Source organism: Bacteroides sp. DH3716P, from assembly GCF_025914115.1.
Taxonomy (GTDB): domain Bacteria; phylum Bacteroidota; class Bacteroidia; order Bacteroidales; family Bacteroidaceae; genus Bacteroides; species Bacteroides ovatus.
On record NZ_CP083673.1, the window covers coordinates 3,326,147 to 3,350,561 of the forward strand.

General features: G+C 40.9%; 36 protein-coding genes. 1 reads left to right on the forward strand and 35 read right to left on the reverse strand.

What is annotated here, in order from left to right:
• Positions 1 to 73: 73 nt before the first annotated feature.
• From hutH to KQP79_RS12225, 6 genes are all read right to left on the reverse strand, one after another.
• A complete protein-coding gene (gene hutH, locus KQP79_RS12200; RefSeq protein ID WP_004296315.1) occupies positions 74 to 1,573 on the reverse strand; it encodes a histidine ammonia-lyase in 1,500 nt (499 codons plus the stop codon).
• On the reverse strand, positions 1,570 to 2,199 hold the full coding sequence (locus KQP79_RS12205) for a cyclodeaminase/cyclohydrolase family protein (RefSeq protein WP_004310872.1): 630 nt from the start codon (positions 2,197 to 2,199) through the stop codon (positions 1,570 to 1,572). Before KQP79_RS12205 ends, hutH begins: the two co-directional genes overlap by 4 nt.
• A 42-nt stretch (positions 2,200 to 2,241) precedes the next feature.
• Positions 2,242 to 3,495: an imidazolonepropionase gene (hutI, locus tag KQP79_RS12210; protein ID WP_004310874.1), complete on the reverse strand. Its 1,254-nt coding sequence runs from the start codon at positions 3,493 to 3,495 to the stop codon at positions 2,242 to 2,244.
• A 109-nt stretch (positions 3,496 to 3,604) separates the two neighbouring features.
• Positions 3,605 to 4,507 carry a glutamate formimidoyltransferase gene (ftcD, locus tag KQP79_RS12215; protein WP_004323668.1) on the reverse strand — a complete coding sequence of 301 codons (903 nt, stop codon included), beginning with the start codon at positions 4,505 to 4,507 and terminating at the stop codon, positions 3,605 to 3,607.
• A gap of 165 nt (positions 4,508 to 4,672) precedes the next feature.
• Positions 4,673 to 6,670 (reverse strand): urocanate hydratase, encoded by a 1,998-nt coding sequence (locus KQP79_RS12220; protein ID WP_004310876.1) that lies wholly within the window; start codon positions 6,668 to 6,670, stop codon positions 4,673 to 4,675.
• 377 nt (positions 6,671 to 7,047) lie between these two features.
• The gene (locus KQP79_RS12225; RefSeq protein WP_004310877.1) at positions 7,048 to 7,692 is read right to left on the reverse strand and encodes a DUF6563 family protein; all 645 of its coding nucleotides are present in this window, start codon (positions 7,690 to 7,692) and stop codon (positions 7,048 to 7,050) included.
• A 318-nt stretch (positions 7,693 to 8,010) separates the two neighbouring features.
• On the opposite strand from KQP79_RS12225, the gene KQP79_RS12230 reads away from it, so the two are divergent.
• The gene (locus KQP79_RS12230; RefSeq protein WP_004310878.1) at positions 8,011 to 9,825 is read left to right on the forward strand and encodes a MutS family DNA mismatch repair protein; all 1,815 of its coding nucleotides are present in this window, start codon (positions 8,011 to 8,013) and stop codon (positions 9,823 to 9,825) included.
• Positions 9,826 to 9,976: 151 nt separating this feature from the next.
• Here the strand turns inward: KQP79_RS12230 and KQP79_RS12235 are convergent, their stop codons facing one another.
• The 29 genes from KQP79_RS12235 to rplW all read right to left on the reverse strand — a co-directional run bounded on the left by KQP79_RS12235 (position 9,977) and on the right by rplW (position 24,407).
• Positions 9,977 to 10,519, reverse strand: a complete 543-nt coding sequence (locus tag KQP79_RS12235) for a hypothetical protein (RefSeq protein ID WP_004310879.1) — start codon at positions 10,517 to 10,519, stop codon at positions 9,977 to 9,979.
• A 112-nt stretch (positions 10,520 to 10,631) separates the two neighbouring features.
• Positions 10,632 to 11,027: a hypothetical protein gene (locus KQP79_RS12240; RefSeq protein ID WP_004296323.1), complete on the reverse strand. Its 396-nt coding sequence runs from the start codon at positions 11,025 to 11,027 to the stop codon at positions 10,632 to 10,634.
• Between the two features lie 147 nt (positions 11,028 to 11,174).
• Positions 11,175 to 11,678 (reverse strand): 50S ribosomal protein L17, encoded by a 504-nt coding sequence (rplQ, locus tag KQP79_RS12245; protein WP_004296324.1) that lies wholly within the window; start codon positions 11,676 to 11,678, stop codon positions 11,175 to 11,177.
• 3 nt (positions 11,679 to 11,681) lie between these two features.
• Complete coding sequence (locus KQP79_RS12250; RefSeq protein WP_004296325.1) at positions 11,682 to 12,674, reverse strand: DNA-directed RNA polymerase subunit alpha; 993 nt, start codon at positions 12,672 to 12,674, stop codon at positions 11,682 to 11,684.
• Positions 12,675 to 12,685: 11 nt separating this feature from the next.
• Positions 12,686 to 13,291, reverse strand: a complete 606-nt coding sequence (rpsD, locus tag KQP79_RS12255; protein ID WP_004296326.1) for a 30S ribosomal protein S4 — start codon at positions 13,289 to 13,291, stop codon at positions 12,686 to 12,688.
• A 118-nt stretch (positions 13,292 to 13,409) separates the two neighbouring features.
• Positions 13,410 to 13,799: a 30S ribosomal protein S11 gene (rpsK, locus tag KQP79_RS12260; protein ID WP_004296327.1), complete on the reverse strand. Its 390-nt coding sequence runs from the start codon at positions 13,797 to 13,799 to the stop codon at positions 13,410 to 13,412.
• A gap of 11 nt (positions 13,800 to 13,810) precedes the next feature.
• Positions 13,811 to 14,191 carry a 30S ribosomal protein S13 gene (rpsM, locus tag KQP79_RS12265; RefSeq protein ID WP_004296328.1) on the reverse strand — a complete coding sequence of 127 codons (381 nt, stop codon included), beginning with the start codon at positions 14,189 to 14,191 and terminating at the stop codon, positions 13,811 to 13,813.
• A gap of 33 nt (positions 14,192 to 14,224) precedes the next feature.
• Positions 14,225 to 14,341: a type B 50S ribosomal protein L36 gene (gene ykgO / locus KQP79_RS12270; RefSeq protein WP_002558051.1), complete on the reverse strand. Its 117-nt coding sequence runs from the start codon at positions 14,339 to 14,341 to the stop codon at positions 14,225 to 14,227.
• A gap of 8 nt (positions 14,342 to 14,349) precedes the next feature.
• Complete coding sequence (gene infA / locus KQP79_RS12275; RefSeq protein WP_002558052.1) at positions 14,350 to 14,568, reverse strand: translation initiation factor IF-1; 219 nt, start codon at positions 14,566 to 14,568, stop codon at positions 14,350 to 14,352.
• 1 nt (position 14,569) lies between these two features.
• Positions 14,570 to 15,367: a type I methionyl aminopeptidase gene (map, locus tag KQP79_RS12280; protein ID WP_004310880.1), complete on the reverse strand. Its 798-nt coding sequence runs from the start codon at positions 15,365 to 15,367 to the stop codon at positions 14,570 to 14,572.
• A 15-nt stretch (positions 15,368 to 15,382) separates the two neighbouring features.
• The gene (secY, locus tag KQP79_RS12285; RefSeq protein WP_004310881.1) at positions 15,383 to 16,723 is read right to left on the reverse strand and encodes a preprotein translocase subunit SecY; all 1,341 of its coding nucleotides are present in this window, start codon (positions 16,721 to 16,723) and stop codon (positions 15,383 to 15,385) included.
• Between the two features lie 4 nt (positions 16,724 to 16,727).
• Complete coding sequence (gene rplO, locus KQP79_RS12290; protein ID WP_004310882.1) at positions 16,728 to 17,174, reverse strand: 50S ribosomal protein L15; 447 nt, start codon at positions 17,172 to 17,174, stop codon at positions 16,728 to 16,730.
• Positions 17,175 to 17,206: 32 nt separating this feature from the next.
• Positions 17,207 to 17,383, reverse strand: coding sequence for a 50S ribosomal protein L30 (rpmD, locus tag KQP79_RS12295; protein WP_004296332.1), 177 nt, complete (start codon positions 17,381 to 17,383; stop codon positions 17,207 to 17,209).
• Positions 17,384 to 17,392: 9 nt separating this feature from the next.
• A complete protein-coding gene (gene rpsE / locus KQP79_RS12300; protein WP_004296333.1) occupies positions 17,393 to 17,911 on the reverse strand; it encodes a 30S ribosomal protein S5 in 519 nt (172 codons plus the stop codon).
• A gap of 5 nt (positions 17,912 to 17,916) precedes the next feature.
• The gene (gene rplR / locus KQP79_RS12305) at positions 17,917 to 18,261 is read right to left on the reverse strand and encodes a 50S ribosomal protein L18 (protein ID WP_004310883.1); all 345 of its coding nucleotides are present in this window, start codon (positions 18,259 to 18,261) and stop codon (positions 17,917 to 17,919) included.
• Positions 18,262 to 18,282: 21 nt separating this feature from the next.
• Positions 18,283 to 18,852: a 50S ribosomal protein L6 gene (gene rplF, locus KQP79_RS12310; RefSeq protein WP_004310884.1), complete on the reverse strand. Its 570-nt coding sequence runs from the start codon at positions 18,850 to 18,852 to the stop codon at positions 18,283 to 18,285.
• A gap of 15 nt (positions 18,853 to 18,867) precedes the next feature.
• A complete protein-coding gene (rpsH, locus tag KQP79_RS12315; protein WP_004296336.1) occupies positions 18,868 to 19,263 on the reverse strand; it encodes a 30S ribosomal protein S8 in 396 nt (131 codons plus the stop codon).
• Between the two features lie 52 nt (positions 19,264 to 19,315).
• On the reverse strand, positions 19,316 to 19,615 hold the full coding sequence (gene rpsN / locus KQP79_RS12320; RefSeq protein ID WP_004310885.1) for a 30S ribosomal protein S14: 300 nt from the start codon (positions 19,613 to 19,615) through the stop codon (positions 19,316 to 19,318).
• 5 nt (positions 19,616 to 19,620) lie between these two features.
• Positions 19,621 to 20,178 (reverse strand): 50S ribosomal protein L5, encoded by a 558-nt coding sequence (rplE, locus tag KQP79_RS12325; protein WP_004310886.1) that lies wholly within the window; start codon positions 20,176 to 20,178, stop codon positions 19,621 to 19,623.
• The gene (gene rplX / locus KQP79_RS12330; RefSeq protein ID WP_004296339.1) at positions 20,178 to 20,498 is read right to left on the reverse strand and encodes a 50S ribosomal protein L24; all 321 of its coding nucleotides are present in this window, start codon (positions 20,496 to 20,498) and stop codon (positions 20,178 to 20,180) included. The genes rplE and rplX overlap by 1 nt, the downstream gene beginning before the upstream one ends.
• A gap of 19 nt (positions 20,499 to 20,517) precedes the next feature.
• Positions 20,518 to 20,883 carry a 50S ribosomal protein L14 gene (gene rplN / locus KQP79_RS12335; protein WP_004296340.1) on the reverse strand — a complete coding sequence of 122 codons (366 nt, stop codon included), beginning with the start codon at positions 20,881 to 20,883 and terminating at the stop codon, positions 20,518 to 20,520.
• Between the two features lie 2 nt (positions 20,884 to 20,885).
• The gene (gene rpsQ, locus KQP79_RS12340; protein ID WP_004296341.1) at positions 20,886 to 21,155 is read right to left on the reverse strand and encodes a 30S ribosomal protein S17; all 270 of its coding nucleotides are present in this window, start codon (positions 21,153 to 21,155) and stop codon (positions 20,886 to 20,888) included.
• The gene (gene rpmC, locus KQP79_RS12345; RefSeq protein WP_004296342.1) at positions 21,152 to 21,349 is read right to left on the reverse strand and encodes a 50S ribosomal protein L29; all 198 of its coding nucleotides are present in this window, start codon (positions 21,347 to 21,349) and stop codon (positions 21,152 to 21,154) included. Before rpmC ends, rpsQ begins: the two co-directional genes overlap by 4 nt.
• A 5-nt stretch (positions 21,350 to 21,354) precedes the next feature.
• On the reverse strand, positions 21,355 to 21,789 hold the full coding sequence (rplP, locus tag KQP79_RS12350) for a 50S ribosomal protein L16 (protein ID WP_004291234.1): 435 nt from the start codon (positions 21,787 to 21,789) through the stop codon (positions 21,355 to 21,357).
• Positions 21,790 to 21,812: 23 nt separating this feature from the next.
• Entirely contained in the window at positions 21,813 to 22,544 is a 732-nt protein-coding gene (rpsC, locus tag KQP79_RS12355) for a 30S ribosomal protein S3 (protein WP_004296343.1), read from the reverse strand.
• A gap of 5 nt (positions 22,545 to 22,549) precedes the next feature.
• Positions 22,550 to 22,960, reverse strand: a complete 411-nt coding sequence (rplV, locus tag KQP79_RS12360; protein ID WP_004296344.1) for a 50S ribosomal protein L22 — start codon at positions 22,958 to 22,960, stop codon at positions 22,550 to 22,552.
• 36 nt (positions 22,961 to 22,996) lie between these two features.
• Entirely contained in the window at positions 22,997 to 23,266 is a 270-nt protein-coding gene (rpsS, locus tag KQP79_RS12365) for a 30S ribosomal protein S19 (protein WP_004296345.1), read from the reverse strand.
• Positions 23,267 to 23,286: 20 nt separating this feature from the next.
• Positions 23,287 to 24,111 (reverse strand): 50S ribosomal protein L2, encoded by an 825-nt coding sequence (rplB, locus tag KQP79_RS12370; RefSeq protein ID WP_004296346.1) that lies wholly within the window; start codon positions 24,109 to 24,111, stop codon positions 23,287 to 23,289.
• 5 nt (positions 24,112 to 24,116) lie between these two features.
• Positions 24,117 to 24,407 carry a 50S ribosomal protein L23 gene (gene rplW / locus KQP79_RS12375; RefSeq protein WP_004296347.1) on the reverse strand — a complete coding sequence of 97 codons (291 nt, stop codon included), beginning with the start codon at positions 24,405 to 24,407 and terminating at the stop codon, positions 24,117 to 24,119.
• Positions 24,408 to 24,415: the final 8 nt, after the last annotated feature.

The window sequence follows — 24,415 nt, forward strand, 5'->3', positions numbered from 1 at the left end:
GATAAGAATCGACACTTACCCGGCAATAACAGTCACCATTATTAACGAAAAGCAAAAAAGGGTCAATTTATTGTCAGTATTCAATCTGTGTCCTCTTCAGGAAGGCGACTGTTTTATGTATTTCCTTGTACATCACAATGTCATCTTTTACAAAAGGCACTTCTTTCCGATAGGCATGGAGGAAACGCTCAAGAACGGGAGAGGTTTTCTGCGGGCGGCGGAAGTCGATGCCTTGTGCGGCGTTCATCAGTTCGATGGCAAGGATATGTTCCAGGTTGTCCATCACTTTATAGAGTTTGGTGGCGGCATTGGCACCCATGCTTACATGGTCTTCCTGTCCGTTGGAGGAGACTATGGAATCGCTAGAAGCTGCATAGCAGTACATTTTATTCTGGCTGACCATGGAGGCGGCGGCATACTGGGGAATCATGAAGCCGGAGTTCAGACCGGGGTTGGCTACGAGAAATTCAGGTAGTCCACGGAGTCCCATAATCAGTTGGGAGACACGGCGTTCGGAGATATTTCCCAATTCGGCCAGGGCGATGGCGAGGAAGTCATAAGAGATGGCAAGCGGTTGCCCGTGAAAGTTTCCACCGGAGATGATCCGGTCTTCATCGGGGAAGATGGTGGGGTTGTCCGTGACGGAATTGATTTCGGTCAGCAGTACGGAGGCAACGTAGCGGATGGCATCTTTGGTGGCGCCATGTACTTGTGGGATGCAGCGGAAGGAATAGGGATCTTGCACATGTTCCTTGTGGCGTTCGATTAGTTCGCTGCCTGCCAGTAGTTTGCGGAAGGCTTCGCCTGTCTCAATCTGTCCCTGATGGGGACGGATTTGCTGGATGCAGTCCATAAACGGGTCGATACGGCCGTCAAAGGCTTCGAGGGAAAGGGCGGCTATCAGGTCGGCCTTTTTCGAGAGGCGAAAGGCTTTGAGCATAGCAAACACACCGTTGGCACTCATAAATTGGGTGCCGTTCAGCAGGGCTAGTCCTTCTTTGCTCATTAGTTTGACCGGTTCCCAGCCAAACTCGTCGAGTACGCTGATGGCTTCGCACTTTTTTCCTTTATAGTAAACATCACCGACACCTATCAGAGGAAGGAAAAGATTGGCGAGCGGTGCCAGGTCGCCGGAGGCTCCAAGGGAACCGCGGTCGTAGACAATTGGCATGACGTCATTATTGAAAAAATCGAGGATGCGTTGCACGGTGATAACTTGTACGCCGCTATGTCCCAATGAGAGGGCGTGGGCTTTGAGAAGCATCATCAGTTTGATGATGACGGGGCGGATTTCTTCGCCTACGCTGCAAGCATGGCTTTTTATCAAGTTCTCCTGGAGGGTTCCCAGTTCATCGGGAGATATATTTTTAGTGCATAGAGAGCCGAAACCTGTTGTTATGCCGTATAATGGTTCTTCGGAAGAAGCTATTTTTTGGTCGAGGTAGTCACGGCATTTCTGGATGCGTAACTTGGCTTCGGGGGCTAGTTCCAGTTTCAGGTTTTCGTTTATAATTCGTTCGATGATTTCGAAGGTCAGTGCTCCGGAACCGATATGGTATACATTCTTACTCATACGCGCAGGTCTTGATTTACGGCATCCAACAATTCTTTTTCTCTCTGACAGGCGGTTTGCTCGATGGCATCGGCTTCGGTTTGCAGCTGGAGGACAAAATCTCTGTCTTTGAGCGAACCGAGGTTAATACGAACATTCAGCAAGGCTCCCAATACGGCGGAACGGGCAGACATCATGGCTACACAGGCGTCTGTGACGGCATTACGGTTACCCAAACGGGCAACATCTGCTATGACGGACATCATATCCAGTGCTTTGCGGGCTACTTCTAACGGGACGAGGGCAGCTTGTTTGGTTGCTTCCTGAATGGCGGCACTTCGGACAGCTTTCTCTTCGTCGGTTGTTTTAGGAAGTTTGAAGCAGGCAAAGACTTCGTTGTAGGCAGCGGAATCTTTATCAATAAGTGCAATAAATTCGTCCAGTAAGCGGAGTGTGATTGTTTGTGCGTGTTGCATTACTTCTTCACTGGCTTCGTATCCTTTTTTTCCTACGGTGAGCCGTGCCACCATCGTGGAAAGCGCGGAAGCCAGTGCTCCATTCAAAGCGGCAATACTGCCACCACCGGGCACAGGGTCACTGCAAGCTACTTTATCTAAGAAATCTTTTACGGTTAAATCTGCTAACATGGTATTCAGTTTTAAGTGATTAATGAATGAGTGGGGTAACTATTAAGCGACGGGATATAACATGCCGCCTTTAATAGTCATGATTACACAGTTCATGCCTATATAATAAGGTAGAATATGATAGTTGTCGGAATTGAGAATGATGAAATCGCCTTGTTTGCCAACTTCGATACTTCCAATACGGTCGGCTCGTTGAAGGGCGGCGGCTCCGTTCAGGGTCAGGGCGGTGATGGTTTCTTCGATGCTCATTTGCATATAGATGCAGGCCAAAGCAATGGTCAGCGGGATGGAACCGGAGAAACAACTGCCGGGATTCAGGTCGGTAGCGAGTGCCACAGCACAACCGGCGTCAATCATTTCACGACCTCGTGCGTAGGGTTCTTTCAGGGCAAAAGCTGTCAAAGGCAACAGGGTAGCCACAACTCCGGCATCAGCCATTGCACGGATGCCGGCATCGGAAGCATGCAGGAGGTGGTCAGCAGATAGTGCTCCCAGTTCGGCTGCCAGTTCGGCCCCACCGAGGGAGACGATTTCATCAGCATGGAGTTTCAATATGAAACCGTGCTCCTTGGCTGCCTGAAGCAGGCGACGGGATTGTTCGATAGAAAAAACACCTTGTTCGCAAAAGACATCACAACATTCTGCCCACTTACCGGAATGGATAAGGGGAAGCATTTCACGAATCAGGAAGTCGATGTATTCGTCGCTTCTCCCTGCATATTCTTCGGGAAGGGCATGGGCGCCGAGGAAAGTGGAGACTATATCGACGCGTTTATGCTCAGCGTTATTCAGGCTGCGCATTACTTTTAGTTGTAGTAATTCTGTGTCCCGGTCCAGGCCATAGCCACTTTTACCTTCTACGGTGGTTACTCCCATAGTACTCATCTTCTTCAGGAAGCTTTCGGCGGCTGAACGAAGTTTAAGGTAGTTCATTTGCCGGGTGGCTTTTACGGTACTTGCAATTCCCCCTCCCCGCTCCATGATTGACATATAGCTTTCGCCTTTCAGACGCCAGGAGAATTCTTCGGAACGTTCTCCACCAAATACAAAATGGGTATGGGAATCGACGAAACCGGGTAAAAGGCAATGTCCGCGAGCGTTATAATGCCAATAGTGCTGGTAGTAACCATCCCGGTCTTCACCACGGTTTTCACCAACGTAAGTAATGATTCCTTTGGTCACTTCCACGGTTCCGTTTTCTATGATTTGCAGTTGAGACATTTCCTCTCCTTTACGGGCGGAAAAGCCGATGGGGGTTACGATACGGGCGTTAAATATGATTAGGTTTTCACTCATAAATAGTTCATCATAATTAGTTCATATAATAAATGGAGATATGAATAGCACGTTTTTTAGAATGATGTTTGCCATAAAGCAATTGTGATTCATTTTATTTTCTTATTGACTATTCCATGATACGAGCTTCGAGAACTTGCTGCATGGTAAAGTTTTCGAGTCCGAGATAGTAGGAAGCGGTATCAATCAAAGCTTCCATCGGTACAAGGCCGATTATTTCGCTACCTACAATCGTAACACCGTAACGACGGGCTTCGATACGTACTAATTCGAAGGCACGGTAAAGTGCGGTACGGGTATAGTCGGTCATGTTAATGGATACTTGGGTAATGTTTCGCTCTTTCAGTTCCACCCCCATTGCTTTTACATAACGAAGTCCTCCATTGATATGGCGGATACTTTTCGCAATCTTAGTGGCTATCTCCAGATTATCTGTACTTAGATTAATATTGTAGGCTACGAGTGGCATACGGGCTCCGATTGCTACGGTACCTGCGGTCGGATGTCGTTCAGCAGGTCCGAAGTCAGGTTGCCATTCGGGTAGTTTGATCTTTTCGGCCATTCCTTCAAATTCACCTTTACGAACGGAGGCGAGATTTTCCCGATGTGGCGCAGTAGCGGACTTTTCATACAGGAAGACGGGAAGATTATATAGCTCCGCAACTTTCGCTGCTACTTTTTTAGAGAGTTCGATGGCTTCTTCCATACTGGTATTCTTAATCGGGATGAAAGGGATCACATCTACCGCTCCCATACGAGGATGTTGCCCGGTGTGCTGATTCAGGTCGATCAAACAGACAGCTGCACCGACGGCTTCAACTATTGCTTCATACAGTGCTTCCGGTTCTCCCACAAGTGTGACGACCAGACGATTATGGTCTTCATCATTACTATAATCAAGCAGTTTTACTCCGGCTTTAGCACGGAAAGGGGCTACTATCTGATCTATTTTCTCCAAATCACGTCCCTCGCTAAAATTGGGGACGCATTCAATAATCTTATTCCAACTCATACCAAATATCTATTATTATAGAGGTTATACTTTACTGAATAACTATATGTTTTACATCAAATAGCCACATGGTTTATTCAAAATAACCGCATGTTTAAACTGTTCCATATATTGTGGGAATTTACTCCCTCATATTATGGGAATGTTTTCTCTTATATTGTGAGACTACTTTCCCACAATAGATGTAACCATCTTCTTTATTAATTCTTCGTCCGCCACATACGGCATTGTTATCTGATAATCTCCAGCATGGGACTCATTAAATGCCTCACTCGTTTCCATCGCATGCGGATTACGCGCCCACGAACGGCGGGCTACTCCTCCCATTACGTCCCAAAGCATTGCCGAACGAAGTATTTCATCTACCCGTTCGCTACCGTCGCATACCATACCAAAACCGCCATTGATTGCTTTACCAATGCCGACGCCACCTCCATTGTGTAAGGCTACCAGACTCATTCCACGGGCACAATTTCCGGCAAAACATTGCACAGCCATATCTGCCATCACATTACTTCCGTCTTTGATATTCGACGTCTCCCGGAAAGGAGAATCCGTACCGCTTACGTCGTGATGGTCTCGTCCCAGCATAATAGGGCCTACTTCACCCCGGCGAACCATCTCATTGAAACGGAGGGCAATGTTCATTCTCCCAACTGCATCCTGATACAGAATACGTGCCTGTGTACCCACCACGAGCTGATTCTTTTCTGCATTATGTATCCAATTGTAGTTGTCAAGATCCTGTCCGCGCCGGTTGACGTCGATACATTCCATAGCCGCATGGTCTGTTTTTATCAGATCTTCGTGTTTGCCACTCAAGCAAACCCATCTGAACGGACCGTAGCCGTAGTCAAAGAGTTGGGGTCCCATAATATCCTCGACATAACTTGGCCAGATAAATCCGTCTTTTTCATCAACACCATTATAGGAGATTTCTTTTACTCCGGCATCGTATATGGCTTTCATAAAAGAATTTCCATAATCAAAGAAATAAGTTCCGCGGGCTACCAATTTCTTGATGACTTCGAAATGACGGCGCAGAGATATGTCTACCAAGTGACGGAATTGCTCCGGCGATTCGTGAAGAAGGCGTGTGCGTTCCTCGAAAGTCAGTCCGGCTGGGCAGTATCCGCCTTCGTAAACGGCGTGACAGGAGGTTTGATCGGATAATAGTTCGATCAAAATCTTTTCGCGCTCGGCATATTCGAGCAGGTCTACTATATTTCCATGATAGGCAATGGAACAAGGTTCACGACGTCGCATTGCTTCAGTTGCCATCCGGTATGCTTCTATGATATCTGCAGTCACATGCCCTACCCATCCCTGGCGGTAGCGTGTTTCAATGCGTGAACGATCTACTTCGGCTATGATGGAGACTGCTCCTGCTATTTCGGCTGCTTTAGGTTGTGCACCACTCATTCCTCCCAAACCGGAAGAAATAAATAAGTGTCCCCGCAAATCTTGGTCTTGTGGAATTCCGAGTTTCAATCGTCCGGCATTCAGGAGGGTGTTGAAAGTGCCATGCACAATGCCTTGAGGACCGATATACATCCAACCACCAGCTGTCATCTGTCCGTAATTGGCAACTCCCATCTGGGCGGCAATATGCCAATCATGTTGATTGTCGAATTGTCCGATCATCATCGAATTGGTAATTATAACGCGGGGAGCATCGGGACGGGAGCGGAAAAGCCCCAATGGATGTCCGGATTCAATAACCAGTGTCTGTTCCTGGGTAAGTTCTTCCAGATATTGCTTAATCAGTCGATATTGCATCCAATTTTGGCAAACTTGCCCGGTTTCACCATAAGTAACAAGTTCGTAGGGATATAAGGCTATATCGAAGCAAAGGTTATTGTCAATCATTACCTGAAAGGCTTTGCCTTCAATACATTGCCCCTGATATTCATCAATCGGCTTTGCTTTCAAGTCTCCGGCAGGACGGAAACGGTATCCGTAAATCCGCCCGCGAGTGCGTAGTTCTTCCATAAATTCAGGAGCCAGTTGTTCGTGCCACTCGGAGGGAATATAACGCAAAGCGTTTTTTAAAGCTGTGATGGTCTGCGCCGGGGTAAGTGTATAACCACGGTCGGGAGCTCTCCGGATACCTTCTACAAAATCCGGATAAGGAGGTAGCGTGTTGCCAAGAGTTATTCTCATAATAAACAGAATTAAGGATTACAAACTGTAAGCAATACAGTCTTATAACTCTTCGCAATATAGAAAAAAAGAAGATAAAAGACAAGAGAAATAACAGATTTATTATCAGAAAGGCATTATTACATTTACTGCTTAATAGAATGGTAAGATACAGGCAATGTCAGGAGTCTCTTATGCTTTTATACAGATACAAATGCAGGTCTTTTATCCAAACGGACTAATAGGGCTTTTATTAAAATGGATAGCGGATTTTTCCATTAAATCAAAGCCATGAGTTCTGTGTTATTTGCATAATCCGCACCCTAATCATATCACTATGACCATGATTGTATTATGAACATACTCTTTCTCTGCTATACCAACAGAGATCGACAAAATTACTTTTTTTGTTTATTCCGCAACTCCAACAAATATTTAAAGGTATGCTTCGCCTCCTGACTATCATCTTTCAAATATGCCTGTTTCAGTTCCGGATAATTCTCCAATAATTGAAGCATTTTATCTTTTCCTAGAAAATCGACTTTTCCTGTTTCACCATTTAGCTCATAACAGACGCGTTTCGTAACCAAACTTGAAGCGGCAAGAGCATCGCCAATATTCCCTCCCAGTTTTACGTCATCCTCTTCTACAAAGTTTCCTCCGATAACCGAGCCTAGAGGCATGGCACAAAAATAGATATTTTTACCCAATTGAACGGCAGGGGCATACCATGCTCCAAAGCGTAACTTTTTATAGCGCAACTTACGACAATTCAAATATAAATCTCCTTTTTCGTCACGCACGGCAAAACAACGCTTCTTCAAGCGTCGACACATCAACTCGTCATCACCGGCCGTTATCCGGTAATCAGCCCCTCCTGTCAATACAATCTGATTTCTGGAACGTTTTTCTACACGCAACACGGCTGTGGTATCACCATGTTGAGCCAGCAACTCTTTCAGGTTGGAATAAATAATATTCTGCGCAATTAACGGAAGGCTAATCACGCTTATCAGCAAACATAAGATACATCCTTTCTTCATAAGCATCCTCCTTTCCTGTCTAACGCCTTTTCGAGTGGAAAGTTATAAATTTTAGCGGATAAATGCAAGAATGAGAAAAGAAATATTGAAAAAAAGCTGCTATCAGGAAATGCCCCCTACTCTTATTAAACGGAAACAGAACTTATATACCCCATTCCTTACAGCTAATAAAGGCATTATCCAAACAAGTCATAATATGAGCTTGTTATTCCTTTCTATCTTCCGTTAATAAACAGTAAATCTGCTCTCGACAAAAACAAGCTCTTATCCCGACCGTCATGAATTATATTACCTTTGTGGAAAAGAATTAAATTTGTCATGGAAAAACAAGAACAGATCATTACTACATATCAGCAAATCATTCAGAAAACAGAACTGGAGTTACAGAATGCACGGAAACGTATCTATTATATCAGTCTTCTCCGCCTGATCTTATTCGTAGGAGCTGTAGCAAATGCTATTATCTTTTGGTCTGATGGGTGGCTATGTCTCTCTGCTTTCGCTATCTTACCTTTTATCTTATTCATCTGGCTGGTAAAACGCCATAATTTCTGGTTCTACCGAAAAGACTTTCTGAAAAAGAAAATAGAAATCAATGAGCAGGAGCTACGCGCCATGCAATATGACTTTTCTGATTTTGATGATGGAAAAGAATTTGTTAATCCATCTCATCTCTACACTCTTGATTTAGACGTATTTGGCGAACATTCTCTTTTCCAATACATCAACCGCACTGCAACGCCTATTGGCAAACAGCATCTTGCAAGCTGGTTCAATGCACATCTGGAAAACAAAGAAGCTATTGAACATCGCCAGGAAGCTATACATGAATTGTCCACAGACCTAGAATATCGCCAACAAATCCGCTTGCTCGGCTTACTCTATAAAGGAAAACCTGCCGATACCACCGAAATCAAAGAATGGGCAAACAGTCCAAGTTATTATCGGAAGCGTACGCTTCTACGCATCCTCCCGACAGCGGTAACGATCATTAATTTCTTATGTATAGGTCTAGCCATTTTAGGTATTATCTCGGCCAGTATTGCAGGAGGAGTGTTTGTTGGCTTTGTATTATTCAGCACTATTTTTTCTAAAGGAATCACTAAACTACAAACGACCTACGGAGAAAAGCTACAAATTCTTTCGACATACGCTGACCAGATTCTTCTCACTGAACAGAAAGAAATGCAAAGTCATATACTGCAAAAGTTAAAAACGGAACTTACAAGTCAGAATCAAACCGCTTCTCAAGCAGTACGCCAGCTTTCAAAACTGATGAACGCGCTCGATCAACGAAGCAATCTGCTAATAAGCACGATACTCAATGGACTGATATTCTGGGAGCTGCGCCAAGTGATACGAATCGAGAAGTGGAAAGAAATCCACGCATCTGACCTTCCCCGCTGGATAGAAACCATCGGAGAAATTGACGCTTATTGTTCTCTGGCAACATTCGCATATAATCATCCGGATTACATCTATCCTACCATTGCTGCTCAATCTTTCCATCTGCAGGCTGAAGCTTTGGGGCATCCTTTAATGGATCGCAACAAATGTGTACGCAACGGAATAGACATTGAAAGACGTCCTTTCTTTATTATTATCACAGGAGCCAATATGGCAGGAAAAAGCACGTATTTACGTACTGTAGGAGTGAATTATCTACTAGCATGTATAGGGGCTCCCGTTTGGGCAAAGCGGATGGAAATATATCCGGCTCGCCTCGTCACCAGCCTTCGAACCAGTGACTCCTTAGCCGACAACGAATCTTATTTCTTTGCCGAACTCAAGCGACTTAAATTAATCATAGACAAGCTTGAAGCAGGAGAAGAACTTTTCATCATCCTTGATGAAATATTGAAAGGTACAAACTCTATGGATAAACAGAAAGGTTCTTTCGCCCTCATCAAACAATTCATGCACATGAACACCAATGGCATCATCGCCACTCATGACTTGTTGCTAGGAACTTTAGTGGACTCTTTCCCACAAAATATCCGGAATTACTGTTTCGAAGCTGACATCACGAACAACGAACTCACCTTCTCTTACCAAATGAGAAACGGAGTTGCGCAAAATATGAATGCCTGCTTTTTAATGAAGGAAATGGGGATCGCCGTCATTAACGACTAATCCCCATCCTTGTATGAAAATCAAAGTTTTCTATTGCAGTAACATCCAAAACCTGCTTTATTTAGTAGCAGCAAACTGAATATAAAATTTCAAGCTACCTGTTTTAATGTGTCGGAAAAAACAAAGTTAAACAGGTTTTGTAGATATACTTTTACTGCATTTTACTTTTTGCCAGAAATGCTATTACCGCTGAAGCTTGTTCATCAGTGAAATACTGCACTGATGTTATTGGCTGATATGTATAAGGTATAAACTGGAATAACTGTACAGCTGCAAACTTTTTATCAGCAGAAAGTATCACATCCATACGTATATTACCACTAGCCTCACTCTTTATATTCGAACCTGCAGAGAATGAACCCGAATTCACAAGATTCCTCAAAGCATCCATGTGTTTCAAATCAAAGAATATACTATGCTCTTTAGCCACACTTTTGGTTGGCAAATAAATAACTTCTTTTGATTTCCAGAAGAGACGGAAAATCCCCATAAGGAATAAACCTGTTCCCAGAACCATCAAAGCCATACTAACCGTAGAAGACTTATCTTCCAATTCGAAAGTAGAAGCAAAAGCTAAAATACCGACCAATAACATTACAGAAGAAATTAAAACTCCTGAAACACTTGTACGTTTTGCGATATCGGGGTGTGAAGATGCGAAGATAGTAGCATCAATCGTTTGAGTAGTTGCCATAATATTTAAAGTTTAAATTATTAGTAAAAATATAAAGATAAAAAGGATATAGTCACCGGTATTACAGAAGATACCAGTAACCACAAAATAAACAATACCAATAAATATACTACTAAATAATTATACGCCTCAAAGTATATACATAGTATTCACTTGATGGCTGGCAATAATAGGAAGTTGTTGTACCATAAATCCGCCCCCAGTGTTGTGAAAGTGAATTATCACGATCAGCACAACATTGTAGCGCATTTTTTAAAGAAAAGAAATATTCTCCAAGTTGTACACGTTGAATACGTGTTACAGATATCTGATGGCTTTGCAAGTTGTTCAGTTCAGCCACTGGCTTACCAGGAAGATCCGGTGCGCTGATTTCCCCATGCTGTCTCATTGCATATGTAATAGCACGCTCCTGTTCATCCACCACTTTCGCAGTAGAAACATTGCCTGCTATGCTATGAAAAGCAACAGTCAGCAACAGAAACAATATTACCTTTACAAATTTTGCCATATTCACCTGCAAATATAACAGATTCTCTCTATGAAAAGTTCTATTAAGATATATTTTAATGTATCTTAGTATTAGTAAACGGCAGACAAACAAAAAAGGCTACCTGTGAGGGTAGCCTTTTTTATATCTATAAGAATAACTGTAAAATTATTCAGCTGATTCAGCTTTTGGTTCTTCAGCCTTAGGAGCTTCAGTTGCAGGAGCTTCAACAGCAGCAGGAGTAGCTTCAGCAGCTTTCTTCGAACGACGAGTACGAGTAGCTTTCTTAGCAACTTTTTCCTTAGCCATGTTTTCATTGTAGTCAACCAACTCGATGAAGCACATTTCTGCATTGTCACCCAAACGGTTACCAGTCTTGATAATACGAGTATAACCACCCGGACGATCAGCAATCTTAACAGAGATTTCTTTGAACAGCTCTGTTACTGCAATCTTATCTTGCAAGTTGCTAAATACAACACGACGAGAGTTCGTAGTATCTTCTTTAGACTTAGTAATCAAAGGCTCAACAAACTTTTTCAAAGCTTTCGCCTTTGCAACAGTCGTAGTGATTCTTTTGTGCTTGATCAAAGAGCAAGCCATGTTAGATAACATAGCGCTTCTATGAGAAGCAGTACGACCTAAATGATTGAATTTTTTATTATGTCTCATTTTTTATTCTTTATCTAATTTATATTTAGAAATGTCGGTTCCAAACGACAGATTCAGACTTTCCAGCAAATCATCAAGCTCGGTAAGCGATTTCTTTCCGAAGTTTCTGAATTTTAGCAGGTCAGTTTTGTTGAATTGTACCAAGTCGCCGAGAGTTTCTACGTCAGCAGCCTTCAAGCAATTGAGGGCACGAACTGACAAGTCCATATCAACGAGTTTAGTTTTCAACAGCTGACGCATGTGCAATACTTCTTCATCAAACTCTTCATTGCCATCAGTATCATTACTTTCAAGCGTGATCTTCTCGTCAGAGAACAACATGAAGTGATAAATCAGAATTTTTGCAGCTTCTTTCAGCGCTTCTTTCGGATGTATAGAACCGTCGGTACTAATTTCAAGTACTAGCTTTTCGTAGTCAGTCTTCTGTTCTACACGGAAGTTTTCTACAGCATACTTGACATTACGTATCGGTGTATAAATAGAGTCGATTGGAATTACATTAACATCCGTGCAATACTCGCGATTCTCATCAGCAGGTACATAACCACGGCCTTTGTTAATTGTAATATCAATCTGCATAGTTGACTTAGAATCTAAATGACAAATAACTAATTCCGGATTTAACACTTCAAATCCAGTCAAATACTTACCTATGTCACCTGCTTTAAATTCACTGGAATTCTCGACAGTGATGCTCACTTTTTCGCTCTCGAACTCTTCAACTACTTGCTTGAATCTCACTTGTTTCAGATTCAAGATAATGTTGGTAACATCCTCTTTTACTCCAGGTACACTAGAAAATTCATGCTCCACACCATCGATTCTGATAGTAGTGATAGCAAAACCCTCTAATGAAGAAAGAAGGATTCGGCGTAATGCATTACCTACAGTAATACCAAAACCCGGTTCCAACGGACGGAATTCGAATTTACCGAATCTGGAGTCCGCCTCCAACATTAATACTTTATCAGGTTTTTGAAATGCTAATATCGCCATGAAATTAATTATTATTTAGAATACAATTCAACGATCAAATGTTCTTTAATGTTCTCAGGAATGTCTGCTCTTTCAGGTATGTGCAACATTTTACCAACCTTAGAAGCTTCGTCCCATTCCAACCAAGCATACTTGCTATGATTGAAACCTGCAAGAGAATTAGCAATTACTTCCAAAGATTTAGATCTTTCACGAACACCAATCAATTGTCCTGGTTTTACTGCAAATGAAGGGATGTTTACCACTTCACCATCTACAGTAATGTGCTTGTGACTAACCAACTGACGAGCAGCAGCACGTGTAGGAGCAATTCCCAAACGGAATACTACGTTGTCAAGACGGCCTTCCAGCAATTGAAGGAGTACCTCACCGGTAATACCTTTAGCAGTAGCTGCTTTTTCAAACAAATTGCGGAATTGTTTTTCTAAAACTCCATAGGTGTATTTAGCTTTCTGCTTTTCACGAAGTTGCACACCATATTCAGAAGTTTTTCTTTTTCTTGAATTACCATGTTGTCCGGGAGGATAGTTCTTCTTTGACAAAACTTTGTCAGCTCCAAAGATTCCTTCACCGAATTTACGGGCGATTCTCGATTTTGGTCCAGTATATCTAGCCATTTCTTTTAAATATTTAATTGTTTATTCATGAACTTAATTTGTTGCAGCCGCGATTACAGAGAGAAATTAAATGTAATCCAAAAACAAAATCAAGATCATTGTGTAAGTTAAAGGTAAATTAAACTCTACGTCTTTTCGGAGGACGACAACCATTATGTGGAAGCGGAGTCACGTCAATGATTTCAGTAACTTCGATACCAGCACCGTGGATAGTTCTAATAGCAGACTCACGTCCGTTACCTGGACCCTTCACATATGCTTTTACCTTTCTCAGGCCAAGATCGAATGCAATCTTTGCACAATCCTGGGCAGCCATCTGAGCTGCATAAGGAGTATTCTTTTTAGAACCTCTAAATCCCATTTTACCAGCAGATGACCAAGAGATAATCTGCCCTTCACTATTTGCAAGAGAAACAATAATATTGTTGAAAGATGAATGAACATGCAACTGTCCATTAGCGTCTACTTTCACATTTCTCTTTTTAGCTGCAACTGTTTTTTTTGCCATATCAACAATTATTATTTAGTAGCTTTTTTCTTATTAGCAACGGTTTTCTTTCTACCCTTACGAGTACGTGCATTGTTCTTAGTGCTCTGACCTCTAACAGGCAGACCAATACGGTGACGTACACCACGATAGCAACCAATATCCATTAATCGCTTAATGTTCAATTGGATTTCAGAACGAAGATCACCTTCTACTTTATACTCTGCACCGATAATCTCACGAATCTTAGCAGCTTGATCATCTGTCCAGTCTTTAACCTTCAGATCTTTATCTACACCAGCTTTATCTAAAATTTTTGCTGAACTACTGCGACCTATTCCATATACATAGGTCAACGCAATTTCACCTCTTTTGTTCTGAGGTAAATCTACACCAACTATTCTTATAGCCATATACTAAATTATTTTTTTTGCAAAAATAACAAATTATCCTTGACGTTGTTTATACTTAGGATTTTTCTTGTTAATAACATACAAACGGCCATTACGTCTAACGATCTTACATTCTGGCGTGCGTTTCTTTAATGATGCTCTTACTTTCATATCTTATTTTATTTATATCTAAACACAATTCTTCCTTTCGATAAGTCGTAAGGAGACATTTCGACTCTCACTTTATCTCCCGGCAGGATCTTGATGTAATGCATCCTCATCTTGCCTGAAATATGTGCGGTAATCTCATGTCCGTTTTCTAATTCAACACGAAACATTGCATTTGACAATGCTTCAACTATAACTCCATCTTGTTCTATTGCAGATTGCTTTGCCATATTATATTGCTTTATCTCCTAAAACTTCTTCTATGAATTTGAATGAAGACAAAATATCAGCTTCACCAGCTCCAACAGCTATCGTATGCTCAAAATGTGCAGCACATTTACGATCTCTGGTCCTCACAGTCCATCCGTCACTTTCCATTATCACTTGTCGGTCTCCCAATGTTATCATCGGCTCTATCGCTATGCAAAGGCCTCTTTTCATCAATGGTCCATATCCTCTTTTACCATAGTTAGGAACCTGAGGATCTTCGTGCATCTCTTTACCGATGCCATGGCCAACAAACTCACGCACTACACCATAAGAATGAGACTCACAATATTGCTGAATAGCATATCCGATATCACCAATTCTTTTACCTTGCACTGCGTTCTGGATGCCAATATATAACGCTTCTTTAGTTATCTTCAACAAGTTACGAATCTCTTCGTCTACCTCTCCTACACAAAAAGTATAAGCAGAATCACCACAGAAACCATTCATGTAAGTTCCGCAATCCACTGATACGATATCACCATCTTTCAGTACGATATCCCCTGGGATTCCATGTACCACCTGTTCGTTGACAGAAGTACAAAGAGATGCGGGAAATGGTTCTCCATATTGATTCGGAAATCCTTTGAAAGTTGGAGTTGCCCCATGATCTCTAATGAACTCTTCAGCAACTTTATCCAACTCACGTGTAGTTACACCAGGCTTCACCAGTTTGGCAACCTCTGCAAGAGTTTTACCAACAAGCAGGTTACTCTGACGGAGCAATTCTATTTCATCTTCTGTTTTAAGAAATATCATTTCTAATCTAAAGAATTAATATGCCGCTACACCAGCGCGTCCTTTAATACGACCAGATTTCAACAGACCATCATAGTGTCTCATCAACAAATGACTTTCAACCTGTTGCAGGGTATCAAGAACAACACCTACAAGAATTAACAAAGATGTACCGCCGAAGAATTGAGCGAATCCTGCTTGCACTCCGAATACACCGGCAAAAGCAGGCATAATAGCAACTAAAGCCAAGAAGAAAGAACCCGGCAAAGTGATACGAGACATTATATCATCAATATACTCTGCTGTTTTCTTTCCCGGTTTAATACCAGGGATGAAACCATTATTTCTCTTCATATCCTCAGCCATCTGAGTCGGATTAATTGTAATTGCAGTATAGAAATACGTAAATAATATAATCATTACCGCAAAGACAAAATTATACCAGAAACTTGTATGATCTGTAAACGCATGCAAGAAACCGCCTGCATCATTTACATTTGAAAAACCGATAAATGTAATTGGAATAAACATGATTGCCTGAGCAAAGATGATAGGCATAACACCGGCAGCATTCACCTTTAAAGGGATATACTGTCTAGCACCACCATATTGCTTGTTACCAACGATTCTTTTTGCATACTGTACAGGAATCTTTCTTGTACCTTGCACCAAAAGAATAGCAGCGCCAATCACTAATAATAAGAATACGATTTCAATTATAAACATAATCAGACCACCGCTCTTATTTGCTACTCTGGACACAACTTCTTGCAACAAAGCATCAGGGAAACGAGCGATAATACCAATCAAGATGATAAATGAAATACCGTTACCAATACCTTTATCAGTAATTCTTTCACCAAGCCACAAAATAAACATACTACCTGCTGCCAAAATAATGGTAGAGGTAACCATAAACAGAGTCCAATCTAATGAAGCATTTAAGGAAGGGCCAGCCTGCATTTTAAGATTGAGCAAATAAGAAGGGGCCTGAACTAACAATATAGCAATCGTCAAGTAACGAGTATATTGATTCATTTTTCTTCTGCCGCTCTCACCTTCGCGTTGCAACTTCTGGAAATACGGTACAGCGATTCCCAATAACTGGATTACGATAGATGCAGAGATATAAGGCATGATTCCTAATGCAAAAATAGAGGCATTAGAAAATGCTCCTCCAGAGAACATATTTAACAAGGCTAAAAGGCCTTCACTTGTTTGTTCGTGCAATTTCGCCAGCATCGCCGGATTGATACCCGGTAATACGACATACGATCCGAAACGGTAAATTGCCACGAACAATATGGTGATGAGGATCCGCTGTCTCAGATCCTCAATCTTCCATATATTCTTTAATGTTTCAATAGCTTTTCTCATTGAATCAGAGTTTTACTACAGTTCCACCAGCAGCTTCGATAGCAGCAGTTGCAGTCTTAGAGAATGCATGAGCTTCTACTTCCAGCTTGTTAGTCAGAGTTCCGTTACCCAATACTTTTACCAACTGATTTGAAGAAATAAATCCTGCTTCGATAAAGTCGTTTACACCAACTTTTGTCAAGCTCTTAGCTTCAGCAAGTTTCTGGATAGTATCCAGATTGATAGCTTTATATTCAACACGATTGATATTCTTGAAACCAAATTTAGGAACTCGACGTTGAAGAGGCATCTGACCACCTTCAAAACCGATTTTCTTAGAGTATCCAGATCTTGATTTAGCTCCTTTATGACCTCTTGTAGAAGTACCACCTAAGCCAGAACCAGCACCACGTCCAATTCTTTTTCTTGTCTTAGTAGATCCCTCAGCAGGTTTTAAATTACTTAAGTTCATATTGTAATTTCGTTTTATTATTCAACAAATAATTACTTAACAATGGCAACCAAGTGTTTTACTTTATCTACCATTCCAAGAATTGAAGGAGTGCTTTCGTGTTCAACCACACGGTTCAGTTTACGAAGTCCCAGTGCGTCAAGAGTTCTTTTCTGATCAGCTGGAGCACCAATTCTACTTTTAACTTGTTTAATCTTTATAGTTGACATATCTCCTCCTTATCCTCTAAATACTTTTTCAACACTAATACCTCTGTTCTGAGCAACCATTCTTGCATCACGCATTTCACTCAAAGCTTCAATTGTAGCTTTAACAAGGTTATGCGGATTCGAAGAACCTTTAGATTTAGCCAAAACGTCAGTAACACCAACACTTTCCAATACAGCACGCATAGCACCACCAGCTACAACACCGGTTCCGTGAGATGCAGGTTTGATGAATACTTCAGCACCACCAAATCTAGCTGATTGTTCATGAGGAACAGTACCTTTTAAAATAGGTACTTTCACCAGGTTCTTTTTAGCTGACTCAACACCTTTAGCGATAGCAGCTGTTACTTCACCTGCTTTACCAAGTCCCCAACCAATGATACCTTCTTCGTTACCTACAACAACGATTGCAGAGAAACTAAAAGTTCTACCACCTTTGGTAACTTTAGTAACACGATTAATAGCAACTAATCTATCTTTCAGTTCTATATCGTTAGTAATCTTAACTCTATTATTAACTCCTGCCATAATGATTAAAATTTAAGTCCACCGTTACGAGCAGCATCAGCTACTTCTTTTACTCTCCCATGATACAAGTAACCATTACGGTCGAAAACAACAGTAGTTATACCTGCTTCCTGAGCCTTTTTAGCAATCATTTCACCAACTTTAGCAGCTTGTTCTTTTTTAGCGACTTTCTCAGTCAAACCTAAAGAAGAAGCAGCAGCCAGTGTCTTACCAGAAAGATCATCGATAATCTGGACATAAATTTGCTTGTTACTTCTAAATACACTCATACGCGGACATTCAGTAGTACCTGAAATTTTGTTGCGTACTCTATATTTGATCTTAACTCGTCTTTCTATTTTTGTTGTCATAATAATCTAATTTTATATGAATTACTTAGCGCCGGCTGATTTACCAGACTTTCTACGAATTACTTCGCCAACAAACTTAATACCTTTACCCTTGTATGGTTCAGGCTTACGGAAAGAACGTATTTTAGAGCAAACTTGACCAAGCAATTGTTTGTCACACGATTCCAATATAATAAGAGGATTCTTATTTCTTTCAGACTTCGTTTCAACTTTTACCTCAGCAGGTAATTGAATGAAAATATTGTGTGTATAACCTAAAGCCAGCTCAATGATGTTACCTTGGTTTGAAGCACGATAACCTACACCTACAAGTTCCAGTTCTTTCTTGTAACCTTCAGATACGCCCACAACCATGTTGTGAACCAATGAACGATACAAACCGTGGAAAGCATGTTTCTGCTTCGGGTTATCAAGCATTTCTTTATCGTTTTCTGTTAAAGTTACGTGTCCGTCTTCAATAGTAACATTGATAGCAGGATTCACATATTGGCTCATTTCGCCTTTGGGTCCCTTTACGGTAACCACATTATCCTTCAGAGTGATTGTCACTCCAGCAGGGATACTAATGGGTAATTTTCCTATTCTTGACATTCTAATTCCTCCTAATTAATATACATAACACAAGACTTCACCACCGATTTTCAGTTCTGCAGCCTCTTTGTTAGTCATTACACCTTTGGAAGTAGATATTATAGCAATACCCAGCCCATTAATAACACGCGGCATATCTTTGTAACCAGTATACTTACGCATACCCGGAGAAGATATTCTTTCTAACTTTTTGATTGCGTTAACTTTGTTAACAGAATCATACTTCAAGGCAACCTTAATAGTTCCTTGAGGACCATCTTCTACAAACTTATAATTAAGGATGTAGCCTTTTTCAAAAAGAATCTTAGTGATTTCTTTTTTCAAATTCGAAGCGGGAACTTCAACAACTCTGTGCTTTGCACCAATCGCGTTCCGCAACCTCGTTAAATAATCTGCTATTGGATCAGTCATATAAAAATAAATTAAATTAATCAGGACTACCCTGACAATATTTAAACAATAATTACCAGCTTGCTTTTTTTACGCCTGGGATCAGTCCGTTAGATGCCATCTCACGGAATTGAATTCTCGAAATTCCGAACTGACGAATATAACCTTTAGGACGACCAGTCAGTTTGCAACGGTTGTGCATACGAATTGGATTAGAATTCTTTGGCAACTCTTGCAACTTCTGTGCAGCTTCGAAAGCATCAGCAGGATCACCTGTTCTTACGATTTGCTTCAAAGCAGCTCTTTTCTCGGCGTATTTGGCTACTAATTTAGCACGCTTTACTTCACGTGCTTTCATTGATTCCTTTGCCATATCTATTAGTCTTTTTTAGCGTTTTTAAAAGGTAAACCGAATTCCTTCAGCAAAGCATAACCTTCTTCATCTGTTTCCGCAGAGGTTACAAAGGTAATATTCATTCCGAGAATTCTTGTAATACTATCGATATTTATTTCAGGGAAAATGATTTGTTCCTGAATACCAAGGGTATAGTTACCTTTACCATCAAACTTACTTTCGATACCTTTGAAGTCACGAATACGAGGAAGAGCTACACGAACCAATTTTTCAAGGAATTCGTACATTCTTTCACGACGTAAAGTTACCATAACACCAATCGGCATTTTTTTACGCAACTTAAAGTTTGCGATATCTTTACGAGAAATGGTAGCTACAGCTTTTTGACCTGTAATAGCTGTCATTTCATTGATTGCTACTTCGATAATCTTCTTATCAGCAACAGCCATACCTAATCCCTGATTGATTACAATCTTCTTAAGTACGGGTATCTGCATTGTAGAAGAATACTGGAACTGTGATTTCAATGCAGGTGCTATACGCTCTGCATATTCTTTCTTAAGACTAGCAGTATTACTCATTACTTAATCTCCTCTCCTGATTTTTTAGAATAACGCACTAAAGTTCCTTCCGAACTCTTTTTTCTCCCAATACGCGTTGCTTTACCAGTTTTTGGATCAACCGGGTTCAAGTTTGAAATGTGGATAGAAGCTTCTTGCTTCACAATACCACCTTGTGGATTCTTTGCATTCGGCTTTGTGCTTTTAGATACCATATTGATACCTTCAACAAATGCACGTCCTTCTTTAACAAGAACCTTCAATACACGACCAGTTTTGCCCTTATCTTCACCAGCATTTACGTAAACTGTGTCGCCTTTTTTAATATGTAATTTACTCATTACTTAAATCTTTTACAAATTAAAGTACCTCAGGCGCAAGTGACACAACTTTCATGTTTGTAGCACGAAGTTCTCTTGCTACAGGACCGAAAATACGACTACCTCTAATTTCACCTGCATTATTCAACAACACGCAAGCATTATCATCAAAACGTATATAAGAACCATCAGGACGACGGATTTCTTTCTTTGTACGTACAATCAAAGCCTTTGATACTGCACCTTTTTTAACATCACTAGAAGGGATAACGCTCTTCACTGAAACTACAATGACATCCCCCACTGAAGCATAACGACGGCCTGTACCACCCAAAACGCGGATACACAACGCCTCTTTCGCTCCACTGTTATCACATACTGTAAGTCTGGATTCTACTTGTATCATAATTACTTAGCTCTTTCAATTATTTCTACTAATCTCCATCTTTTAGTCTTGCTCAAAGGACGAGTTTCCATGATGCTTACAGTATCACCGATATTGCATTCATTCTTTTCATCGTGAGCATGGTACTTCTTCGTTTTGCTAACGAACTTACCATATATAGGGTGTTTTTCCTTAAATTTGGCAGCAACTGTGATGGTCTTGTCCATCTTATTGCTCAACACAACCCCTGTTCTTTCTTTTCTTAAATTTCTTGCTTCCATCAAGCTGATCATTTATTGTTAAGTTCTCTTTCGCGCAATTCTGTTTTCATACGCGCAATAGTCCTGCGTAATTGTTTGATTTGAGCAGGATTTTCCAAAGGAGAAATAGAATGATTAATAACCATTTGGTTATAATTAGCTGTTTCCGCCTCTACTCTTTCTACTAAATCATTAGTAGTCATTTCTTTAATTTCTGCAATTTTCATAACACTTACGCATTTTGATTTTGAATATCATAATCACGTCTTACGACAAACTTCGTTGTAATAGGAAGCTTTTGAGCAGCTAAGCGCAATGCTTCTTTCGCGATTTCGTAAGATACTCCTTCAGCTTCAATAATGATTCTACCTGGAGTTACAGGAGCCACAAATCCCTCTGGAGCACCTTTACCTTTACCCATACGTACATCGGCAGGTTTTCTAGTGATCGGTTTATCCGGGAATATACGGATCCAGATCTGTCCTTGACGTTGCATATATCTTGTTACTGCAATACGAGCAGCTTCGATCTGACGGCCTGTAATCCACTTAGTCTCCAAAGCCTTTATGCCAAAAGAACCAAAGGCCAGCTGGTTGCCTCTCTGGGCATTACCTTTCTGACGGCCTTTTTGTTGTCTTCTGAATTTTGTCTTTTTCGGTTGTAACATAGTTTCCTAAAATTCAAATTCGTTTAGCGATTATTTTTCTTTCTTTTGAAGTTCTTTCCGCCGTTGTTTCCACTATTGTTTCCACGACCACTTTCTTTGCTTTGTGTAAAGTTCGGAGCCAATTCTTTCTTACCAAACACTTCACCTCTACAAATCCAAACTTTGATACCAAGAAGACCTACTTTAGTCAATGCTTCTGCATGACAGTAGTCGATATCAGCTCTGAAAGTGTGCAACGGAGTTCTTCCTTCTTTATACATTTCAGAACGAGCCATTTCAGCTCCATTCAAACGTCCTGAAATCTGAATTTTGATACCTTCAGCACCCATACGCATTGTGTTTGCGATAGCCATCTTGATGGCACGGCGATAGGCAATTTTACCTTCAACCTGGCGAGCGATGTTGTTAGCAACAATCACAGCATCCAGTTCCGGTCTCTTCACTTCAAAGATATTGATTTGAATATCTTTGTCGGTAACCTTCTTCAACTCCTCTTTTAACTTATCAACTTCTTGGCCACCTTTACCGATAATAATACCCGGGCGAGCAGTGCAAACAGTAATAGTAACGAGCTTCAGCGTACGTTCAATTACGATTCTTGATACACTTGCTTTTGCAAGTCTTGCATTAAGATATTTACGGATTTTGCTATCTTCCAGCAAAGAATCACCGTAATCATTTCCACCATACCAGTTAGAATCCCATCCTCTGATAATTCCTAAACGGTTGCTTATTGGATTAACTTTTTGTCCCATCTACCTTAATTTTGATCTTCGTTATTACTTTTAGCACCAACGAACAATGTTACGTGATTTGAACGTTTGCGAATTCTATAACCTCTACCCTGTGGTGCCGGTCTCATTCTTTTGAGTGTAGCTCCACCATCAACAAAAATCTGTGTTACGAACAATTCGCCACTTTCTGCTTTACGTTCGTTTTTCTGTTCCCAGTTAGCAATTGCAGAGCGAAGCAATTTTTCCACTCTTGCAGCAGCTTCTTTTGAAGAAAATTTCAAAACACCAAGTGCTCTGTTCACTTCCATACCACGGATCATGTCTGCAACCAGACGCATCTTACGTGGAGAAGTAGGAACATTTTGCAATTTTGCAAAATACATGGTCTTAAGGGCTTCTTTTCTTTTTTCAGCCGATATTTTTTTTCTTGCTCCCATTATTATTTATTACTTTATTATTTCAAATAAATCCTGTTATCTTTTCTTGTTACCAGCGTGTCCTCTGAATGTACGGGTTGGAGCAAATTCGCCCAACTTGTGTCCTACCATATTCTCGGTAACATAAACAGGAATAAATTTATTTCCATTGTGAACTGCAACTGTATGGCCTACAAAATCAGGCGAAATCATTGAAGCTCTGGCCCAAGTCTTTACTACGACTTTCTTACCTGATTCATTCATGGCAAGAATTCTCTTTTCAAGCTTAACGTTAATATATGGACCTTTTTTTAATGAACGACTCATAGTTTACTCAATTAATCAGATTACTTTTTTCTTCTCTCAATAATGTACTTAGACGATTGTTTCTTAGGAGCTCTAGTCTTAAGTCCCTTAGCATACAATCCCTTACGTGATCTTGGGTGACCTCCGGAAGCACGTCCTTCACCACCACCCATCGGGTGATCAACCGGGTTCATTACAACACCACGGTTACGAGGACGACGTCCTTGCCAACGAGAACGTCCAGCTTTACCTGAACTTTCCAACCCATGATCAGAGTTACCTACACTACCGATAGTAGCTTTACAAGTGCTAAGAATCTGTCTAACTTCACCTGAAGGCAACTTAATTACACAATACTTACCCTCACGAGAAGTCAACTGAGCAAAGTTACCAGCTGAACGAACCAGAGCAGCGCCCTGTCCCGGACGTAATTCGATATTGTGAATTACAGTACCCACCGGAATGTTCTGAAGAGGAAGAGCATTACCAATCTCTGGCGCTGCTGTTTCACCTGACATCAGAGTCGCACCAACTTGCAATCCATTGGGAGCAATAATATATCTTTTTTCTCCATCAGCATAAAATAACAGAGCGATACGAGCCGAACGATTCGGGTCGTATTCGATTGTTTTAACTACTGCTGGAACACCGTCCTTATTTCTCTTGAAATCAACAATTCTAATCACCTTTCTATGACCGCCACCAATGTAGCGCATAGTCATCTTACCTTCGCTGTTACGACCACCAGATGATTTCTTACCATATACAAGAGACTTTTCTGGTACTGATGCAGTAATTTCTTCGAAAGTACCAATAATTTTATGTCTTTGCCCCGGTGTTGTGGGCTTAAATTTACGTACTGCCATTTTTATTAAATATTGCTATAAAAATCAATAGTATCTCCTTCTTTCAATGTCACGATTGCTTTTTTGAAAGCATTCGTACGACCATTGATGATACCTGCTTTGGTATAACGGCTCTTATTCTTGCCAGCATACTTCACAGTATTCACATCAACTACAGTAACATTATAAAGAGCTTCAATTTCCTTCTTAATTTCCAGTTTGTTAGCTTCAGGACGTACAACAAAGCCGAAACGATTCAGCTTATCTGTGATTGCAGTCATTTTCTCTGTTACCAACGGTTTAATAATAATTCCCATTATTTAAG

Coding starts and splice junctions, on each gene's coding strand:
- rplV (WP_004296344.1), bottom strand. CDS start 22,960: ATGGGAGCAAGAAAAAAAATATCGGCTGAAAAAAGAAAAGAAGCCCTT.
- KQP79_RS12250 (WP_004296325.1), bottom strand. CDS start 12,674: ATGGCGATATTAGCATTTCAAAAACCTGATAAAGTATTAATGTTGGAG.
- rplB (WP_004296346.1), bottom strand. CDS start 24,111: ATGGCAGTACGTAAATTTAAGCCCACAACACCGGGGCAAAGACATAAA.
- KQP79_RS12235 (WP_004310879.1), bottom strand. CDS start 10,519: ATGGCAACTACTCAAACGATTGATGCTACTATCTTCGCATCTTCACAC.
- rpsD (WP_004296326.1), bottom strand. CDS start 13,291: ATGGCTAGATATACTGGACCAAAATCGAGAATCGCCCGTAAATTCGGT.
- rplF (WP_004310884.1), bottom strand. CDS start 18,852: ATGTCAAGAATAGGAAAATTACCCATTAGTATCCCTGCTGGAGTGACA.
- rpmC (WP_004296342.1), bottom strand. CDS start 21,349: ATGAAAATTGCAGAAATTAAAGAAATGACTACTAATGATTTAGTAGAA.
- ykgO (WP_002558051.1), bottom strand. CDS start 14,341: ATGAAAGTAAGAGCATCATTAAAGAAACGCACGCCAGAATGTAAGATC.
- hutI (WP_004310874.1), bottom strand. CDS start 3,495: ATGAGTGAAAACCTAATCATATTTAACGCCCGTATCGTAACCCCCATC.
- rplQ (WP_004296324.1), bottom strand. CDS start 11,678: ATGAGACATAATAAAAAATTCAATCATTTAGGTCGTACTGCTTCTCAT.
- rpsN (WP_004310885.1), bottom strand. CDS start 19,615: ATGGCAAAGGAATCAATGAAAGCACGTGAAGTAAAGCGTGCTAAATTA.
- KQP79_RS12205 (WP_004310872.1), bottom strand. CDS start 2,199: ATGTTAGCAGATTTAACCGTAAAAGATTTCTTAGATAAAGTAGCTTGC.
- secY (WP_004310881.1), bottom strand. CDS start 16,723: ATGAGAAAAGCTATTGAAACATTAAAGAATATATGGAAGATTGAGGAT.
- ftcD (WP_004323668.1), bottom strand. CDS start 4,507: ATGAGTTGGAATAAGATTATTGAATGCGTCCCCAATTTTAGCGAGGGA.
- map (WP_004310880.1), bottom strand. CDS start 15,367: ATGATATTTCTTAAAACAGAAGATGAAATAGAATTGCTCCGTCAGAGT.
- rplR (WP_004310883.1), bottom strand. CDS start 18,261: ATGACAACAAAAATAGAAAGACGAGTTAAGATCAAATATAGAGTACGC.
- rplX (WP_004296339.1), bottom strand. CDS start 20,498: ATGAGTAAATTACATATTAAAAAAGGCGACACAGTTTACGTAAATGCT.
- rpsC (WP_004296343.1), bottom strand. CDS start 22,544: ATGGGACAAAAAGTTAATCCAATAAGCAACCGTTTAGGAATTATCAGA.
- rpsK (WP_004296327.1), bottom strand. CDS start 13,799: ATGGCAAAAAAAACAGTTGCAGCTAAAAAGAGAAATGTGAAAGTAGAC.
- rplW (WP_004296347.1), bottom strand. CDS start 24,407: ATGGGAATTATTATTAAACCGTTGGTAACAGAGAAAATGACTGCAATC.
- rplP (WP_004291234.1), bottom strand. CDS start 21,789: ATGTTACAACCGAAAAAGACAAAATTCAGAAGACAACAAAAAGGCCGT.
- rpsM (WP_004296328.1), bottom strand. CDS start 14,191: ATGGCTATAAGAATAGTTGGTGTAGATTTACCTCAGAACAAAAGAGGT.
- KQP79_RS12240 (WP_004296323.1), bottom strand. CDS start 11,027: ATGGCAAAATTTGTAAAGGTAATATTGTTTCTGTTGCTGACTGTTGCT.
- rpsQ (WP_004296341.1), bottom strand. CDS start 21,155: ATGATCAGCTTGATGGAAGCAAGAAATTTAAGAAAAGAAAGAACAGGG.
- hutH (WP_004296315.1), bottom strand. CDS start 1,573: ATGAGTAAGAATGTATACCATATCGGTTCCGGAGCACTGACCTTCGAA.
- rpmD (WP_004296332.1), bottom strand. CDS start 17,383: ATGTCAACTATAAAGATTAAACAAGTTAAAAGTAGAATTGGTGCTCCA.
- rplE (WP_004310886.1), bottom strand. CDS start 20,178: ATGAGTAATACTGCTAGTCTTAAGAAAGAATATGCAGAGCGTATAGCA.
- infA (WP_002558052.1), bottom strand. CDS start 14,568: ATGGCAAAGCAATCTGCAATAGAACAAGATGGAGTTATAGTTGAAGCA.
- KQP79_RS12225 (WP_004310877.1), bottom strand. CDS start 7,692: ATGAAGAAAGGATGTATCTTATGTTTGCTGATAAGCGTGATTAGCCTT.
- rpsE (WP_004296333.1), bottom strand. CDS start 17,911: ATGGCAGGAGTTAATAATAGAGTTAAGATTACTAACGATATAGAACTG.
- KQP79_RS12220 (WP_004310876.1), bottom strand. CDS start 6,670: ATGAGAATAACTCTTGGCAACACGCTACCTCCTTATCCGGATTTTGTA.
- KQP79_RS12230 (WP_004310878.1), top strand. CDS start 8,011: ATGGAAAAACAAGAACAGATCATTACTACATATCAGCAAATCATTCAG.
- rplN (WP_004296340.1), bottom strand. CDS start 20,883: ATGATACAAGTAGAATCCAGACTTACAGTATGTGATAACAGTGGAGCG.
- rpsH (WP_004296336.1), bottom strand. CDS start 19,263: ATGACTGATCCAATAGCAGATTATTTAACGAGGTTGCGGAACGCGATT.
- rpsS (WP_004296345.1), bottom strand. CDS start 23,266: ATGAGTCGTTCATTAAAAAAAGGTCCATATATTAACGTTAAGCTTGAA.
- rplO (WP_004310882.1), bottom strand. CDS start 17,174: ATGAACTTAAGTAATTTAAAACCTGCTGAGGGATCTACTAAGACAAGA.